The 15,755-nt window shown below is 60.1% G+C and carries 16 protein-coding genes and 1 pseudogene; 4 read left to right on the forward strand and 13 right to left on the reverse strand.

The genetic code is table 11. From position 1 onward, the window contains the following. Positions 1–47: 47 nt before the first annotated feature. Together phnD and PAF18_RS11975 are read right to left on the reverse strand one after the other, a co-directional pair. Positions 48–1,019 (reverse strand): phosphate/phosphite/phosphonate ABC transporter substrate-binding protein, encoded by a 972-nt coding sequence (gene phnD / locus PAF18_RS11970; RefSeq protein ID WP_271115945.1) that lies wholly within the window; start codon positions 1,017–1,019, stop codon positions 48–50. 49 nt (positions 1,020–1,068) lie between these two features. Then, a complete protein-coding gene (locus PAF18_RS11975) occupies positions 1,069–1,890 on the reverse strand; it encodes a DeoR/GlpR family DNA-binding transcription regulator (RefSeq protein WP_271115946.1) in 822 nt (273 codons plus the stop codon). A 129-nt stretch (positions 1,891–2,019) separates the two neighbouring features. Between PAF18_RS11975 and PAF18_RS11980 the strand changes: the two genes are divergently transcribed. Beyond that, on the forward strand, positions 2,020–3,654 hold the full coding sequence (locus tag PAF18_RS11980; RefSeq protein WP_271115947.1) for a Na/Pi cotransporter family protein: 1,635 nt from the start codon (positions 2,020–2,022) through the stop codon (positions 3,652–3,654). A 132-nt stretch (positions 3,655–3,786) separates the two neighbouring features. On the opposite strand, the pseudogene PAF18_RS11985 reads toward PAF18_RS11980, so the two are convergent. Continuing rightward, positions 3,787–4,133, reverse strand: a pseudogene (locus tag PAF18_RS11985) (integrase core domain-containing protein); the annotation flags it as partial. Positions 4,134–4,643: 510 nt separating this feature from the next. On the opposite strand from PAF18_RS11985, the gene PAF18_RS11990 reads away from it, so the two are divergent. The 3 genes from PAF18_RS11990 to PAF18_RS12000 all read left to right on the forward strand — a co-directional run bounded on the left by PAF18_RS11990 (position 4,644) and on the right by PAF18_RS12000 (position 6,122). After that, a complete protein-coding gene (locus PAF18_RS11990) occupies positions 4,644–5,183 on the forward strand; it encodes a P-loop NTPase family protein (RefSeq protein ID WP_271115948.1) in 540 nt (179 codons plus the stop codon). Further along, positions 5,180–5,680 (forward strand): ATP-binding protein, encoded by a 501-nt coding sequence (locus PAF18_RS11995; protein WP_271115949.1) that lies wholly within the window; start codon positions 5,180–5,182, stop codon positions 5,678–5,680. Before PAF18_RS11990 ends, PAF18_RS11995 begins: the two co-directional genes overlap by 4 nt. Before the next feature lie 115 nt (positions 5,681–5,795). Beyond that, a complete protein-coding gene (locus PAF18_RS12000; RefSeq protein WP_271115950.1) occupies positions 5,796–6,122 on the forward strand; it encodes a transposase in 327 nt (108 codons plus the stop codon). A gap of 12 nt (positions 6,123–6,134) precedes the next feature. Here the strand turns inward: PAF18_RS12000 and PAF18_RS12005 are convergent, their stop codons facing one another. The 10 genes from PAF18_RS12005 to PAF18_RS12050 are packed head-to-tail and all read right to left on the reverse strand — an operon-like array spanning position 6,135 to position 15,737. Further along, complete coding sequence (locus tag PAF18_RS12005; RefSeq protein ID WP_271115951.1) at positions 6,135–7,298, reverse strand: CaiB/BaiF CoA transferase family protein; 1,164 nt, start codon at positions 7,296–7,298, stop codon at positions 6,135–6,137. After that, on the reverse strand, positions 7,298–8,095 hold the full coding sequence (locus tag PAF18_RS12010) for an SDR family NAD(P)-dependent oxidoreductase (protein ID WP_271115952.1): 798 nt from the start codon (positions 8,093–8,095) through the stop codon (positions 7,298–7,300). Before PAF18_RS12010 ends, PAF18_RS12005 begins: the two co-directional genes overlap by 1 nt. Beyond that, positions 8,085–9,185 (reverse strand): CaiB/BaiF CoA transferase family protein, encoded by a 1,101-nt coding sequence (locus PAF18_RS12015; RefSeq protein ID WP_271115953.1) that lies wholly within the window; start codon positions 9,183–9,185, stop codon positions 8,085–8,087. The genes PAF18_RS12010 and PAF18_RS12015 overlap by 11 nt, the downstream gene beginning before the upstream one ends. A gap of 4 nt (positions 9,186–9,189) precedes the next feature. Then, a complete protein-coding gene (locus tag PAF18_RS12020) occupies positions 9,190–10,524 on the reverse strand; it encodes a phenylacetate--CoA ligase family protein (protein WP_271115954.1) in 1,335 nt (444 codons plus the stop codon). Then, on the reverse strand, positions 10,496–11,176 hold the full coding sequence (locus PAF18_RS12025) for a TetR/AcrR family transcriptional regulator (RefSeq protein ID WP_271115955.1): 681 nt from the start codon (positions 11,174–11,176) through the stop codon (positions 10,496–10,498). The genes PAF18_RS12020 and PAF18_RS12025 overlap by 29 nt, the downstream gene beginning before the upstream one ends. 30 nt (positions 11,177–11,206) lie before the next feature. After that, the gene (locus tag PAF18_RS12030) at positions 11,207–12,367 is read right to left on the reverse strand and encodes an acyl-CoA dehydrogenase family protein (protein WP_271115956.1); all 1,161 of its coding nucleotides are present in this window, start codon (positions 12,365–12,367) and stop codon (positions 11,207–11,209) included. Next, complete coding sequence (locus PAF18_RS12035) at positions 12,367–13,362, reverse strand: branched-chain amino acid ABC transporter permease (protein WP_271115957.1); 996 nt, start codon at positions 13,360–13,362, stop codon at positions 12,367–12,369. The genes PAF18_RS12030 and PAF18_RS12035 overlap by 1 nt, the downstream gene beginning before the upstream one ends. Before the next feature lies 1 nt (position 13,363). After that, positions 13,364–14,230, reverse strand: coding sequence for a branched-chain amino acid ABC transporter permease (locus PAF18_RS12040; protein WP_271115958.1), 867 nt, complete (start codon positions 14,228–14,230; stop codon positions 13,364–13,366). Further along, positions 14,227–14,961 (reverse strand): ABC transporter ATP-binding protein, encoded by a 735-nt coding sequence (locus PAF18_RS12045; protein ID WP_271115959.1) that lies wholly within the window; start codon positions 14,959–14,961, stop codon positions 14,227–14,229. The genes PAF18_RS12040 and PAF18_RS12045 overlap by 4 nt, the downstream gene beginning before the upstream one ends. Beyond that, positions 14,958–15,737 (reverse strand): ABC transporter ATP-binding protein, encoded by a 780-nt coding sequence (locus tag PAF18_RS12050; protein ID WP_271115960.1) that lies wholly within the window; start codon positions 15,735–15,737, stop codon positions 14,958–14,960. The genes PAF18_RS12045 and PAF18_RS12050 overlap by 4 nt, the downstream gene beginning before the upstream one ends. Between the last annotated feature and the right edge of the window lie 18 nt (positions 15,738–15,755).

The following is a 15,755-nucleotide window of genomic DNA, read 5'->3' on the forward strand; positions in this document are numbered from 1 at the left end:
GCCGCGACGGGCCGCGCCGATCGGTTTGCCGGATCATTCAACCCGGATCACTGGCAGGCGTAGCTGACGCCGTTGGCTTCATCGATCTTGCGGATCACGTCCCAGTAATCCTTGTAGTTGATCTCGATGAACTGGCCCTCGCCGTTCTTTTCGAACTCTTCCTGCAGCGAGGTGCCTTCCCAGTCGAAGTTGAAGAACGCGTTGCGAATGCTTTCCTGCAGTTCGGGCGTGAGGTTATTGACAACGCCATAGCCGGTGGTCGGGAAGGTCTCGGATTTGTAGATCGAAACGATCTGATCCGCGCTGACCACATCGCGTTCGATCATGCGGGTCATCACGGAATTGGCGATGGCCGCGGCGGGATAGTCCTTGTTCGCAACACCCAGAACCGAATTGTCGTGTTTGCCCGAGAAGACCGGGGTGAAGTCCGTCTCTGCTTCCATCCCGTAATCCGCCTTCAGGATCGCCGAGGGGGCCTTGAAGCCGGAATTCGAGGTCGGCGCGGTAAAGGCGACTTCCTTGCCCTTCAGATCCTCAATCTCGGTAATACCCGAATCGGGATAGGTGATGATCTCCATCTCATAGCCAAAGCTGCCATCGGGCGCGGCCATGATTGTGAACGGCCTGAAGCCTGCACAGTTGACCGCAAGCGGGTTCGACCCGGTATTGAAGCCGGCAATATGAAGGCGGCCGGACCGCATCGCCTCGATCTGGGCGGCGTTGGATTGCACAGGGAAGAACTGGACGCTCTTGCCGGTTTCGCTTTCCAGATGCGCCAGGAAATCCGCCCAGGCGGTTTCATAAACCGCCGGATCCTCGACCGGCGTATAGGCGAAAATCAGCGTGTCGGGGTCCTGCAATTGCGCTTCGTCCGTCGGGATGTCCGCGATCAGGTCGCCATCCGTATCGCAGAAACGCGCATCGAGATCGCCACGCTCGCATTCCTGCGCCTGCGCGGCGGTCCCAAGCGCCAGAAGCGCGCCGATAACAGCCGTCGCAGCGAATGTCACATTGTTCATGTCTTCCTCCTCCTTGTTGTAAACCCTCTCCGGGTGAACGTTACTGTCGTCATCTGGCCACCCGAACCTCGACCTGTGCGGTTTTCATCGCCCGCGCCAATGCCGGCGGCATTGCCCGATCGACGACTACGGTGCTCAGTTCCTTCAGCTCGGCCGCTTTGCGAAAACCCGAGGCACCGAATTTTCCGCCGTGGATCAGCAGGACAGAATGCCCGGCCTGCGCCAGCATCGTCTGCTTGACCGCTGCGAAGCCGCTGACCGATTCAAAGATACCATCCTCGGCCAGGGCAGTTGCACCGATCACCGTCCGGTCAACCTGATAGCGGCGCAGGAATTCCAGCGTCTCATCCCCGACCACTGCGGATTCGCGGGGCAGATATTCGCCGGGACACAGCATCACATGCGCCGCCTCGCTGTTCCCCATGGTGATGGCGATGGGCAGCGAATTGGTGATGACCCGGCAGGCCGTGTTTGCAAAGGCCAGAAACCGCGCCATCTGCATTGTGGTCGAGCCGGAATCGATCATCAGCGTCTCGCCCGCCCGCACCATCGAGGCCGCAAGCCGTCCGATCCTTTCGCGTTCCTCAAGGCTCTTGCGCTGACGCTCATCCAGCGACGGATAGGTGCCCGGCACAGGCTGAGAAGCGCCGCCATGTGCACGATCGATCAGACCCTCGCCGGCCAGGTCGTCAAGATCGCGGCGGACCGTTTCCGTCGAAACGCCGAAACGTTCGGCCAGGTCCGAGATACGCAGATGCTGGCGCAGCCGCAGTTCGAGCAGGATCTGCTTGCGCCGTTCTGCCTTTCGCAGACGGGTTGCGGGCTGGACCTGAAACTCCTCGAGCTGCATCGAACCGTTAAGTTCCTTCACTGGCCTATCAGATAGGGAAAGATTGTTGGAGCTTGACCGTGAATGCAAGAAAAAATGTTGGACAAACCACATTATCGCGGCGATTCTTTGTTGAAAAGCCAATATCCTTCCTATTCGAGTTTCGCATACATGATCGTTTTCATCATCAACCTGGCCGGGGCCGTCGCGCTGCTGCTGTGGTCGGTCAGGATGATCCGCACCGGGATCGAGCGTGCTTTCATGACGCCGCTGCGTCGGTTGCTGCGACATGCGACCGGATCGCGGGTGAGCGCCGTCTGCGCTGGTATCGTCTCGGCCATTTTGTTGCAAAGCTCGACCGCCGTCGCAATGTTGACTGCGGGCTTCGCCGAGACTGGCACGCTGGCGATCTCTGCCGGGGTGGCGCTCATATTGGGGGCCGATCTGGGCTCGGCCATCGCCGCACAGATTCTGCTGCTGCCTATTCACGTCGTCACCCCTGTGCTGCTGATTCTGGGCGTGGCGCTGTTCCTGCGCTCGACCGGCCGCCAGCCCAAGCAGGCGGGCCGCATCCTGATCGGGCTGGCGCTGGTTCTGATTTCATTGTCCATGATCCGCGCGGCGGCGCAGCCATTGCAGGACAGCGAGATCGTGCAGACCATCCTGGTGCCGCTGACCAGCGACCCGGCCTCGGGTTTTCTTCTGGCGGCCATCATCACCTATGCCATGCACTCGTCAATCGCGGCGGTGCTCATGTTCGTCACCTTCGCCATGCAGGGGCTTCTGCCCGCGCAGGCCGCGGCAACCATGGTGCTCGGCGCGAATTTCGGGGGCGCGTTGATCCCGGTGGTCCTGACCTGGCAGGCCGAGCGCGGTCCGAGGCAGATCATGCTGTCCAACCTTGCCCTCCGGGGCGGCGGTGCCCTCGTGGTATTGGGCGCGCTGTTCAGCGCTCCGGCATTGCTGGACCAGCTCGGCAGCAGCCCAGCGCGACAAGCCATCAATCTTCATCTTGCATTCAATTGTGCGGTCGCGCTTCTGGCATTGCCGTTCATTCCCGTCATTGTCCGCCTTGCGAGCGCGGTCCTGCCTGCCGACGGCCCGGACACCGATCCAGAGGAAAGCGCGCTTGACGAAGCCATGCTCGAAGCGCCTTCTCAGGCAATCATCAATGCGCAGCGCGAGCTGTTGCGGATGGCCGAGGAAACGCATCTGATGCTGCGCCCGGTCATGAGCCTTTTTGCAAGTTGGGACTCCGCGACCGCCGACCGGATTGCCGCGAGCGAGCGCCGCGTGGACAGGATGCATTACGAGATCAAGATATATCTCGCACGGCTGAACGAAACACGTCTGACACCCGAGCAACTTGGCCGCAGCATGTCGATTGCCACGCTGGCCAACCATCTCGAAGACGCCGGGGACCAGATCGCCGTCAACCTGCTGGAACAGGCGCGCAAGATGCATGCCCAGGGACTGGTTTTTTCCGACCACGGATCCAGCGATCTGAGGGATTTCCACGACCGGGTGCTATCCAATGCAAGGCTGGCGCTGAATGTCTTGCTGACGGAGGATGTCGAAACGGCCCGGCAACTGATCGAGGAAAAGGACCGGACGCGCATCATCGAGAAAGAGCTGCAAAACGCCCATCTCGCCCGCCTGCGGAACAACAACCCCGCGGCGCTGCAAACCACCAATCAGCATCAGGAGGTGATCCGCGCGCTGAAGCAGATCAACACCGACTTTACGCTCATCGCCTATCCAGTCGTCGAACGGGAAGGCGACCTTCTGGGCAGCAGATTGGCGTGACGCGGCGCTGCGAAGCGCGGCGGGACTCCCGAGCGCTCGTCGTCCGGGGCGCGTCGAGGCCATGACTATGAGCTGCGCATCCCGCTCAAGTATTTTTCCTGATCAGCCCACCTGGGTGGTCCAGGTTAGAAGTTAATTCATGACCGGCCCTTGGTCCCTCGCGACAATGATTTCCGGGGTCGGGGGCGATAGCCCAAAGCGTTTTGTGGTCGCTTCGTCCTGAAGTGCTTTCTCCCCACTGCCCGATCAGGATCTGTGCCTCACGGAGGCTGTGGAAGACTTCAACTTTCAGCAATTCAGCGCGAAAACGGGCGTTGAAGCCTTCGCATTGAGCGTGCGAACGCCACTGGTCCGAGTGAGCACGCGAAACCAATCTCCCAAGGTGATCCGGGCTCGATGTAAGCCGTTTTCGCACCGACGGCGCTGATCCGGTTCCGAACGGCTCGGGCGATGAGCTCTGGGCCGTTGTCGGAACGGATGGTCTACGCCCATTCCGCAATATTGCTTGCGCCAGCGATAATACGTCCGTTCGACAACGCCGACACACCTGACCGCGTCCAGACCGGACAAACCTTGCCCCATCGGCACCTCAACCTGCCGCAACTTCGAGACAATCGCTTCCGCCTTCGGTTACTTGTATGCAATTCTCGATCCTCCGTTTGCAAAACATACCGGCGGAGCACTTCGCTGGGGGAGGATCAGCGGCACCTATTCTATCGGACGCAGATATCGCGTTGATATAGACGTGCGACTGGCCGGTGGCATGAAAGCGCCATCGGCTTGTCTATCGGATATCTTAGGTGTGATTTTGGTTGCGGGGGTAGGATTTGAACCTACGACCTTCAGGTTATGAGCCGATCAAAGGGGAAATCACGAAACTGAACGATTTCAGCGCCTTAAGCGGTAACTGTTTGATTTCTCGTGACTTCCATTCCGTCACTCGACCGCAGCAACCGGCTTTGGGCTGCACAGACGCACCACGCGCCAGCATGGACGAGATCGCAAGCTTCTACGCCGGGATGGTAAACGGCGATGGCTACCTGCCCTCGAACGCGATCTCGAACACCGTGCGCAATGCCATGCTGGAGCGCGGCCTGGTCACGACAGAACGGCTGAAAGCGCGAGGCGTGCCGAGGCCATCCGGCGCAATCAGATCGACGCGGACACATTGCGGCATATCCTCGCGCGCGGTCCGATCAGGCCAAAGCGTCATGACCCCAAATCATCATGTTCACCCTCCGGCAACATCCGTGGTGCAGGCTATTATAGCGAGGACGATGAAGATGCAGCATGAACACGTCGTGGCATTGGCGCGCGAGCTTTCGCTGTCAGGCTTTGCCGACACGCTGGATCGCCAAGCCGGTGATATGCAATACGCCGATATGGCCTTCGTTGAGCGGGTCGCATCCCTACTCATCGCCGAGAAACAGCGTCGTGCGTCGAGCCGACTGACCCGAATGTTGAACGAGGCAAAATTGCCGGTCAAGGCTGCACCTGAGGAGTTGATCAGCACGGAGCGCGCGGTTTGAACCCAGCCATCATGCGCGATCTCTTGAAATGTGACTTGATTTCATACGCTTGGAATATCCTGATCAGCGGCCAGACCGGCGCTGGGAAAAGCTGGATAGCCGCCTGTATCGCGACGGCCGCGATCCGGGCCGGGCACAAATCCCGCTACTTCAAGATGTCCGACCTGCTTTACAGCCTTTCGATGACGCTTGCGGACGGTGTTTATCTGCGGGAGCGCGAGAAATTGGCAAAATTTAAGCTGATGATGATAGACGATTTCGGGAAGGTCGCGATGAGTGAGGGCGAGAAATCGATACTCTTCGATATCATCGAGGACCGCGCGGGGACACTGTCCACCATCATGGTCGGACAGCGTCCCTTCAACGATTGGCATTCGCTCATCGACAATCCGGTGATAGCTGATGCTGTTCTCGACCGTCTGTCGCGAGATCGACATCAAATCAAGCTACGAGGTGAGTCACTGCGCCGCCGGGACGCCAATTTCGACAATCTATAGGTGCTGCCTTCGGTGCCCAGTTCGATGCAGCTGGGTGCTGCATTACTACGACATCGGCTGCAGAAATTTGATGCAATCGGGTGCCGAAAGTCATGAGAGCCTGCACGCAAGCACGATGCTGATCGCCGAGATGCCGGAACTTGGTCAGATCACCGGCGAACAAGCCACCGCTCTAACGGGCCTCGCCCCTATCGCACATGACAGCGGCATGTTGCGAGGAAAACGGGCCATCGGGGGTGGGCGTCGCTTGCTGCGACACGTGATGCTCCAAGCCGCGCTTGTCGCCGCCCATCATAACCCTGTGCTGAAAACCTTCGCAGATCGCCTGCGACAGGCTGGAAAACCGCAAAAGGTGATCATCACCAACGTAGCTCGCAAGCTCGTCACAATGGCAAACGCGCTGTGCAAAACCCAAAAATCATGGGCTTCTCAGGCCGTCTGACAGATGCAGTTGCTAGTGGCTCTTCCTCGGCCTCACAGTTGCGAGAATCTCTTCAGTGTGCTCGCCAAGGCGAGGCGGGGCGGTTGGGGTCATTACCTCGGTGTCCGAGAAGCGCAACGGTGACCTGACGAGCCGGACAGTGCCGTGCCTCTCGTCCGGAACCTCCTGCACCAGGCCGCGTATCTGGACTTCGGGCGAGGTAAACACTTCCGCGACAGATCGCACCTTACCGGCAGGCACGCCCTTAGCATCAAGCTCGGCGAGCCATTCATTGGTTGGACGGGTTGCAAACAGCCGCTGCAGTTCGGGGATGAGCGTTTCGCGATTGTCGACCCTGTCGCGGTTAAGCAGATAGCGGGGATCTGCAGCGAGGTCGGGGCGGCCGAATACGTCCTCGCAAAGCCTGCGGAACTGCCCGTCATTGCCGCAGGCGAGCGCGACGGTCCCGTCGGCTGTGTCGAAAAGCTGGTATGGCACGACCGTGGCGTGGGCGTTGCCGAACCGGCCCGGATCGCGCCCGGTATTGAGGTGGCCGGTCGCCACATTGGCGAGAAGTGCGACAGCGCTTTCAAAAAGGGAAAGGTCAATATGCTGGCCGCGTCCTGTCCTTTCACGGGCGAATAGAGCCGCAAGGATGGCCTGGACCCCGTTCATTCCCGTCACGATGTCGGTAATCGCAACGCCCAGCTTCATGGGGCAGCCATCTGGCCCGCCCGTGATCGCCATGAGGCCGCTCTCGGCCTGGATGGTGAAATCGTAGCCGCCCTCGCGGGCACGCGGCCCGGTACGGCCGTAACCGGAAATCGAACAGTAGATCAGGCCGGGATTCGTTTCCCACAGGCTGTCCGGGTTGAGACCATAAGAGTTCAGGGCACCAAGCCGAAAGTTCTCAACCAGCACGTCTGCCCGCCCGGCCAGTTCATGTAAGGCGGCAAGATCTTCTGGATTTTTGAGATCGAGCGCAACAGATTTTTTGCTGCGGTTGCAGGCGAGATAGTAGGTCGATTCTCCGTCGATATCGGGCGGCATCCAGCCGCGAGTATCGTCGCCCTTGCCCGGCTGCTCGATTTTCCAGACCTCTGCGCCGAGGTCGGCGAGGGTCTGGGTGCAGATGGGGCCGGCAAGGACGCGACTTAGATCGAGTACTGTGATGCCCGTTAGCGGCGCGGCGCCCATCAGTCAGCCTCAATCATGTGAAGCCCGGCACCGATATGTGCCCCTCCGTCGATCTGGATCAACTGACCGGTCATCATTCGACCGGCAGGGCTTGCGAGAAACGCGGTAAGTTCGGCCACCTCCTCAACTTTCGTGTCCATATGCATCGGTGTCGCCTCCAGCAGCGTATCGAGCATTTCGCGAGCAGCCTCATCCGACAGACCTGCGGTAACGACGGTGCCAGGTCCGATGCAGTTGAGCCGGATGCCATCCCCGGCCCATTCCAGCGCCAGCGAACGTGTCATGCCCAGTACACCGGCTCGTGCTGCGACGGAATGGGCCAGACCCATGGAACCGCGCTCAACACCGGAAAGGCTCATATTCACGACGGCACCTTGCCGTTCTTTGAGGAACGGGTATGCGGCCTTCGTCGCCGCAAACACAGCGGTCAGGTTCAGGTCGATGACCGCCTCCCAGCCTCCCTTGCTGATGTTCGTCGCCGGAGCGAAGAATTGTCCGCCGGCATTGTTCACAAGCAGGTCGATCCCGTGCGCCTCGCCAGCCTCCGCGATCTTGGCCACAAGCTTCTCGCTCTCGCGCACATTGACGCTCTTCCATCGGAACGAACCGGGCATACTGCTGGCCGTTTTCTCGACGTCCTTCAACGGATCCTCGCGCCGGCCGATGCCGGTGACGTCCATGCCAAGTTGGCACAGGCGTAGGGCGATCGCGCGACCGATGCCCGTTCCCGCGCCGCTGACAACGGCTCCCATTCCGGACATCAGGCCGTCCTTCAGTACAGTGACTTCAGCGCTCATGGCTGACTCCTCCATTCGATGTCGGTTGTCCAAGAGGCGGCGCCGGCTGTCTGTCGATGCGCTTCCCGTTGAAAAGGGCCGGGAAGGCCGGTACGGCCTCGCCATTATCGCGGATGGTCACGCCGGCGTCCGGCCGAAGTGTCCGGATGACGTCCAGAGCTTCGCCAGGATGGCGGACCTTACCGGCGGGAATTCTGAGCCGGGCGAGTGTCGACAAAACGTCATCGGCTTGTTGCGGACGGGTCCAGGCCTCGACGTTTGCATCGAACTCCTCTGCGCGCGCCATCCGCTCGGAAAAGCTGGCATGAGGACCGCCTGTCTCGTTGCGAAGCGACTGCCAGTACGGATCGAGGCCGCCGTAGATATAGACGTGCCCGTCGGCACATTCGTAGATCCCGGAGGGCGAGGAGGCCCGATCTCGGTTGCCGGACGGCGCGCCGAGCGTTCCGCCTTCAGATAGAAGGATGGCAGCCGGTCCCAGCAGCATGGCCGAGGCGACCTCCATCATCGTGAGGTCAATCACGATGCCGCCAGCCCTCTTGGCATCAAGCACGGCCATAGCCGTTGACATGGCCGCATAGTGCCCGCTGTAAAAGTCCACCGGCCATGAGGTGGAGACGCGCGGTGTGCCATCGACGTTTCCGTTCATCCATGCAAAACCACTCTCGCACTGTGCGATCGTATCCATGCATGTCCGGTCATCGTCCTGCCCATAGCCCGACACGTAGGTGGCCACGATCTGCGGAAATCGGTCGAGGATCCTGTCCGGGCCGAGATTAAGTCGCCGGAGGCCCCTTGGCGCGAGATTGCAGATCATCGCATCCGCGCGGGAAAGCAGATCTGCAAGCACCGATGCATCGTCGTCGCGGCGCGTATCAAGAATTCGGCTTTCCTTGCCGGTATTAAAACAGCGAAAATAGGCCGAGCCGTGTTCGCTTCCGGGAAGGGCACGGGATCCATCACCATTCGCGGGCTCGATCTTGACGACGCTCGCGCCGAAGTCGGCAAGAAGCTGGCCCGCGGTCGGACCGGCAATGAACTGCGAGAACTCGACGACCGTCCGGCCCGCAAGGGGTGTCGGCGTTGCCATTTGATCACTCCCGGATCAGGCGCTTGGCCTTGTGGACGGTTCGCGGAAGGGTTCCCGGTTCGAGGATCTCGATATCGAAACGGACGTTCAGCTTGTCGCGGAGCTTCTGCTGCAGGCTCGCTTCCAGACCGTCATCGCTTCCAGCCTCCCGTTCGACCCGCAGCAGAATGCGCTTCAAAAAGCCCGTCTCGGGATCCTTCATGCCGTCGTCGACAAATATAGCGTATTCGTTTGTCGTGCCCTCATGGGCGCGGACGACGTCCTCGACTGCGGACGGGAAGAGGTTCACGCCGCGCACGATAAGCATGTCGTCGCCGCGTCCCTGAACACCGCCGACAAGTCGGGCGTGGGTCCGCCCATCGAGCGCGACAGACCGGTCACGGACCACGATATCCCCTGTCCACCACCGCACGAGGGGGCATGCCTGCTTGTCCAGATGGGTGAGGACAAGCACGCCCGCCTCACCATCGGGCACAGGTTCGTCGGTTTCCGGATCCAGAACCTCGGTATAGATGAAATCTTCTGCTATAACCGGGCCATCCTGCCGAGCGGTGTCCCAGCCAATCGGCTGGCACTCAAGAGCGCCGTAGCAGTCGAACATCTTCGCACCCCACTGGCGCTCGATGCGTTCGCGCGTGCCCGGAATCGAACCGCCCGGCTCACCACCGACACACACCATCTCGACACTCGATTTGCGCAGGTCAACGCCCCGCTTCGCCGCATTTTCGGCAATATGCGCCATGAAGGACGGGGTACCGATCACACAGCGCGGCTTGTATTCCAAGATCGTGTCGATCTGCCTCTCGGTATCGACGGACCCTCCGGGGATTACGAGTGCGCCGAGATGCTGGGCAGCGAGCGATGCTCCGAGACCGCCGACAAACCAAGAGTAGCCGAACATGCAGTGAAAAACATCGTCCTTGCGAAGGCCCTGTGCGTAAAGATAGCGCGCATACAGGTCGGACCAGCGCCCGATGTCGGAATGGCTCCAGAGTACCGGTGCCGGACGCGAGGTGGTGCCGGAGGAATAGTGGACACGAGCCGCGTCAGCCATTTCCACAGCTCTAAACGTGCCGAAGGGCGGATCCGCAGCAAGCCCGGCCACGTAGTCCTTTTTCTTCGTCAGAGGTAACTTCAAGAGATCCGCAAAATCCGAAAACGCATGCGGATCGAAACCGGTCTCCTTGAACAGCTTGGCATAATGCGCGCTTTTCTCGCCGACACGAACAAGTTGCGTCTTCAACTGATCAAGCTGGAAAGCTTCGATGCGGTCCCGCGACCAGGTCTCGACCTCGTCCCAGATGGTGTCGCTATAGGGTTCCTTGGGCGAAGCGTGCATCAATGGGTCTCCCGTCATTTCGCAACCCGCTCATCGCAAAGTCGACCAGTATTTCTTGAAGCGCGACCGTATCGGCATCGGTCTGAAGCCTGCGCGGCCGATACCAGACGGTGACCCAGTTCATCGCGCCGAAGAACGGTTTGGTCAGAAGGCGCGGGGACAGGTCCTTGAAGATACGCTCGCGTGCGCCCTGGGCAATTACTTCGGCAAACATTTCTTCGTAGTTGTCGCGCGAGCGGTTGATTTCGGCAAGCACCTTCGTGTGCCGAAACCCCTTCTGCTCGAACAGATAACGCTCGAGCCCCTGTACTGCTACTTTGTGGATGGGTGTTTCCGTCAGAAGAAGTTTCACATGCGCATGCGCCATTGCACGCAGCTTGTCTTCGGTCGGGAGGTCGCTTCGTGCGACCGGCTCCACCATCATGGACAATCGCTCCATGGCCAACCGCTGGATATCGAAGAAGATCTGCGACTTGCTGCGATAGTGGTAGTAGACCATTCCTTTTGTTGCGCCGATCCGCTCTGCGATCGCGTCGATAGATGTCGCTGAATATCCGAAATCCATGAAAAGTTCTGCCGCGACAGAAATGATCTGGCGGCGCGGATCGCGCTCCATTGTGGAATCGGATTGTTGGTCTGCGTTCTTGCTCATCAGGCTGGTGCTTTCGACGCTCGAGTAACCTCATTTTGCCGCCGAAGCATCTTTGTGAATCGACCGCGCCAGAACCAGCCGCTGGATCTCCGATGTGCCCTCGTAGATCTGCAGGATTCGCTGGTCGCGGTAGAGTCGTTCGGCGACATTCGGCTTGCAATAGCCGAAACCGCCCCAGATCTGAACTGCCGTGTCGGCGGCGCGGTGCGAAACTTCCGATGTGTAGAGTTTAGACATCGCTCCAAGCGAGGATACGTCTTCGCCGGCATCATAGGCTCTCGCAGCCTCGTAAAGCATCATCCGGGCTGCTGAGACTTCTGTCGCCATGTCCGCAAGGGCAAAGCCGATCCCCTGGTTTTCGATGATCTTCTTACCGAATGCCTCACGGTCGGCGGCACGCGCCGACGCGGTGTCGTAGGCGCCCAGCGCAAGGCCGGTCGACTGCGCCGAAACCATGATGCGGCCGACGGTCAGCGTCTGCAGGGCGAGACGCAAGGCCCGCCCCTCTTCGCCAACCTGTGCTTCGGCACTGACCCAGGTATCGAGCTTCAGGTTCGAAGTCTGGGTTCCACGAATGCCCATCTTGTCGTTCAACTCATCGATCTCGACACCATCTGCTTCCTTGTCGACCATGAAGGCGGTAATGCCGCGTCCCCCGGCGGCCGGATCGGTTTTGGCGAAAACCACGTAATAGCGCGACGCTCCGCCATTTCCGATCCAGTACTTTTCACCCCGGATCCGCCAGCCTCCATTCTCGCGTAAGGCTGTCGCGGTGATGGCCGCTGCATCCGAACCGGTGGAGCGTTCGGAAAGGGCAAACGAGGTTGCCGTTCCCTCTGCCATAGCGCCAAGATAAAGTTTTTTCTGCGCTTCTGTGCCGCCCAGAAGGACCGGAAAGGCGCCGAGCTGGCAGGCGCAGAGGATCGCAGCCGTCGACGCGCAGCCTCGCCCGATCCGCTCGACGACCGCAACGGTCGTTCGAAGGGGCGCACCCCTTCCGCCATAGGCCTCAGGAATGAAAAGCCCGGCGAGACCGCTATCGACCAGCGCCTCGACGTTTTCCCAGGGATAGCGTTGTTCGCGGTCGAGTTTGTCGGCCAGCGGCGCGAACTTCTCGTCCGTCAGGCGAGCAGCCTTGTCCAACCACGCGCGCGCATCCTCGTCTAGTTTCGGTTCCCAAATGACACCCATCACGTGCTCCTCGTATTTTTGCTATCGGCAATGGCCTGAACCTGTTTCGCACTGTTTGGCTTCAGCACCCTGAAACCGCTCCGGAACAGGCCGAGCAGACCGCCCGGCAGGAAGGACAGAACCAGAATGAGAACCGTGCCGAGTATAATGCGATCCACATAGGCGCCGTAGGACAGGAAGCGTTCCTGCAGGATGATGAGAGCGACCCCCGCGAGTGGTGCAAGCAACACACGCCTGCCGATCAGCACCACCGCCGTCAGGATCAGGATCAGAAAGTAGATCGCAAGAACGTCGGCGCTTATATAGGCGCGCTGGTAAGCGTAGAGCCATCCTGCGGAGGCCGTGATCGGCGCAGAGAACAGGAAGACCTGCATCCTGACCGCTGCAGGATTGATGCCGCTCATCGTGGCGAGTGCGGGGTTGAGATGCACCGTCATGGCAGCGTGGCCGAGGCGCGAGCGCCTGAAGCTCGATACGAACCACAGCGCGACGAGCAGCAGCATCCAAGCCACAGGCCAGAGGTCGCGGTCATTCCGGGCAGTGAAGCCTGGCAGCGAAAAGACCGGTATGCCGCTGATTCCGTCCGAACCACCGATGAAGGTCCAGTTAGAGGCGATGGTCATTGCGACGACTGTCACGGCGTAGGTCACGAGCGAGAATACAAATTGCCGAAGTCTCAAGGTCGCCAGCGCGATTGCGCCGGCCACGACAAGCGTCAGGACGATCGTCGCGGCAAGCGAGACAAGTGGATTGGCGCCTAAGCGGCTGGTGGTCATCGCCGTGGTGTAAGCGCCGATCGCGAAGAAAACCGTATGGGCGAGGCTGACCTCACCAAGGTCGGAAACGATGATGTCAAGCCCGTAGGCCATGACCGCGAAGATCGCGATGACGACGAGAGCAGAATAGACCGCGCTGCTGCCGCCGAGGGCCATCGGCAGGAAGAATCCGCCAATGCCAAGAATGATCCACATGCCAGCTTGAGCGACGCCTGACATCCTAGCGACCTCCTGCAGATGCGGCGAGCCCGCCTGGTCGCACTACGAGAAACGCGATGAGGACAAGGAAGACCGCAGCCGTAACATAGGCCGACGAGACATATGCACCGAAGAATGCGGTAAAAAGACCGATACTTAGACCGGCAAGATAGCTGCCTGTCACCGAGCCGATCCCCCCAAGAACAACGACAACGAAAGTGATAATGACCTCATCAAATCCCATGGAGGTGAGAATTGGTGTCCGCGGCGCCACCAGCGCCGCGGCGAGAGCGACTGCGGCGCCCTCAAAGGCGAAAACCCCGAGATAGACCTTGCTGATGTCGATGCCGGCGAGTTGCGCCAATTTGGGATCCTCAGCAACCATACGAACCAGTCGGCCGAGATGGCTACGATCGAGTGTCAGCTTTAGACCAATGAACACGAGGATCGCGACGATCACGAGCGCAATGTCCTGCCATGTGATCCAGATATTGCCGATATAAATGTCACGCAGCGAAAGTGGCGTGTCGAGGATCTGACCGGTCGATCCGAAGGTCAGGGCAGCCCCGCCCTCAAGCACGTATCCGAAGCCAAGCGTGACGATCATAACCGAAACGAGGTCCTGGCGGATCGTGAGGCCCAGCATAGTCCGTTGCATCACGAATCCTATCGCAATTCCAGCCATCATGGCGAGCGGTATGGCCATGAGGTAAGGCAGGCCCCAAGAGTCCATGGCAAACCAGGTGACGAAGGCTGCGACCATGTAGATCTGACCGTGAGCGAAGTTAACAAGCCGCGCCACACCGAGGAGCACGGTCCACCCGATGGCGATCAGAGCATAGGCATGACCGAGCACAATCCCGTTAATGACCTGCTGGAGAAAGTTCATGCAGCGGCTCCCAGATAGGCTTCTGCAATGCGCTTGTCTTCGCGCATCTCGTCTGCTGTGCCAGACGTCACGATCCGACCACGTTCCAGCAGCATCAGCCGGTCGACGACCTTCAGCGCTGCTTCTACATTTTGCTCGATCAGCAGCACAGTCAGACCGTCGTTGGCAAGATCGTGGATCGTGCTCAATACGCTCGACACGAGTTTCGGTGCGAGGCCGATCGACGGCTCGTCAAGACAGAGAACACGCGGGGCGAGGCGAAGCGCACGAGCAATGCCGAGCATCTGACGCTCCCCGCCCGAAAGCTGGCTTCCAAGGTGATGGCGACGCTTGGCGAGGTTCGGAAAGAGATCGTAAATGTCATCCAGGGAATAAATGTCACGCCCGGCCCCAGGATTGGTCGCTGCATGAGCCAGATTGTCGGCGACGCTCATCTGGCTGAAGATTAATGTGCTCTCGGGGATCAGAAGAAGACCGCGGCGGACGCGCTGCGCGGTGGACATCTGGCTGACGTCCTCACCGTCGAGCTCGACCCGGCCCGAAACTTTGGGATCGCCGCGTGACCAGCCGAGGATGGCGCCGACCAGCGTGGACTTGCCAGCGCCATTGGGCCCGACAACACCGAGCAGTTCGCCGCGGCGAACTGTCAGCTTGCCGATCACCAAAGCCCGGTTGCCGCCATAATCGGCCGTGAGGTCCGTGATGGTCAGGATGGGATCGCTGATGCTCATGCCGCGCGCCCCAGATAGGCTTCGAGAACCGCCGGAGACTTGCGGATCTCCGCCGGGGTCCCGCTGGCAATCATTCTGCCTTGATCAAGCACGACAATTCTGTCGGTGACGCTCATGATCAAATCCATGTGATGCTCAATGATAACGAGGGTCATGCCCTGTGACTGAAGACGACGGAGCAAGGCGACCAGCCTCTTCATGTCCTCGCCTCCCAGGCCCGCCGCAGGCTCATCAAGGAGGAGGATGTCGGCCCCCGTTGCATTTGCGAGCGCGATTGAGAGGGACCGTTGGGTGCCGTACGGGACCTCGCCGGGCCGGGCGTCGTGGAAACGTTCGGGAATTTGCATCTGGTTCAGTGCATCCCGCGCTTCTTGCCGGGCGCGCTTGGCCCCTGCATGAGAGGCTATCGGCCGAAAGATCGTCCGCGCCAATGACGAGCCGTGTTCATGCTGGCTTACAGCCACCATGTTCTCCAGCACGCTCATTTCGGCAAAGAAGGCGTTCTGCTGAAAGGCCCGCCTCAGCCCGTATGACGGAAGACGGTAGGGGGGCACGTCCGTGACGTCCTCTTCGCCGATTTGAACGCGTCCCTCCCGCGTCACCATGTTAGTGATTGCGTTGTAGCAGGTGCTTTTTCCGGCGCCGTTCGGCCCGATTATACCGAGGATCTCTCCGGGCGCGACCTCGAATGTTACACCATCGAGGGCGCGAAGAGCCCCGAAGGACACTCCCAGCTCCTCGACCTTGAGCGATTTGCCCTGATGTTTGGTAGACACCGCGCTGGCTCCTGTCGT

Origin of the sequence: Paracoccus sediminicola, from assembly GCF_027912835.1 — a bacterium.
Lineage (GTDB): Bacteria > Pseudomonadota > Alphaproteobacteria > Rhodobacterales > Rhodobacteraceae > Paracoccus > Paracoccus sediminicola.

Excerpts from the sequence above, each read along its gene's own strand:
- PAF18_RS12040 (WP_271115958.1), bottom strand. The coding sequence starts at position 14,230 with ATGAACTTTCTCCAGCAGGTCATTAACGGGATTGTGCTCGGTCATGCC.
- PAF18_RS12010 (WP_271115952.1), bottom strand. The coding sequence starts at position 8,095 with ATGAGCGCTGAAGTCACTGTACTGAAGGACGGCCTGATGTCCGGAATG.
- PAF18_RS12000 (WP_271115950.1), top strand. The coding sequence starts at position 5,796 with ATGCTGATCGCCGAGATGCCGGAACTTGGTCAGATCACCGGCGAACAA.
- PAF18_RS12005 (WP_271115951.1), bottom strand. The coding sequence starts at position 7,298 with ATGGGCGCCGCGCCGCTAACGGGCATCACAGTACTCGATCTAAGTCGC.
- PAF18_RS11980 (WP_271115947.1), top strand. The coding sequence starts at position 2,020 with ATGATCGTTTTCATCATCAACCTGGCCGGGGCCGTCGCGCTGCTGCTG.
- phnD (WP_271115945.1), bottom strand. The coding sequence starts at position 1,019 with ATGAACAATGTGACATTCGCTGCGACGGCTGTTATCGGCGCGCTTCTG.
- PAF18_RS12030 (WP_271115956.1), bottom strand. The coding sequence starts at position 12,367 with ATGGGTGTCATTTGGGAACCGAAACTAGACGAGGATGCGCGCGCGTGG.
- PAF18_RS12035 (WP_271115957.1), bottom strand. The coding sequence starts at position 13,362 with ATGTCAGGCGTCGCTCAAGCTGGCATGTGGATCATTCTTGGCATTGGC.
- PAF18_RS12015 (WP_271115953.1), bottom strand. The coding sequence starts at position 9,185 with ATGGCAACGCCGACACCCCTTGCGGGCCGGACGGTCGTCGAGTTCTCG.
- PAF18_RS12025 (WP_271115955.1), bottom strand. The coding sequence starts at position 11,176 with ATGAGCAAGAACGCAGACCAACAATCCGATTCCACAATGGAGCGCGAT.
- PAF18_RS12045 (WP_271115959.1), bottom strand. The coding sequence starts at position 14,961 with ATGAGCATCAGCGATCCCATCCTGACCATCACGGACCTCACGGCCGAT.
- PAF18_RS12020 (WP_271115954.1), bottom strand. The coding sequence starts at position 10,524 with ATGCACGCTTCGCCCAAGGAACCCTATAGCGACACCATCTGGGACGAG.
- PAF18_RS11990 (WP_271115948.1), top strand. The coding sequence starts at position 4,644 with ATGGACGAGATCGCAAGCTTCTACGCCGGGATGGTAAACGGCGATGGC.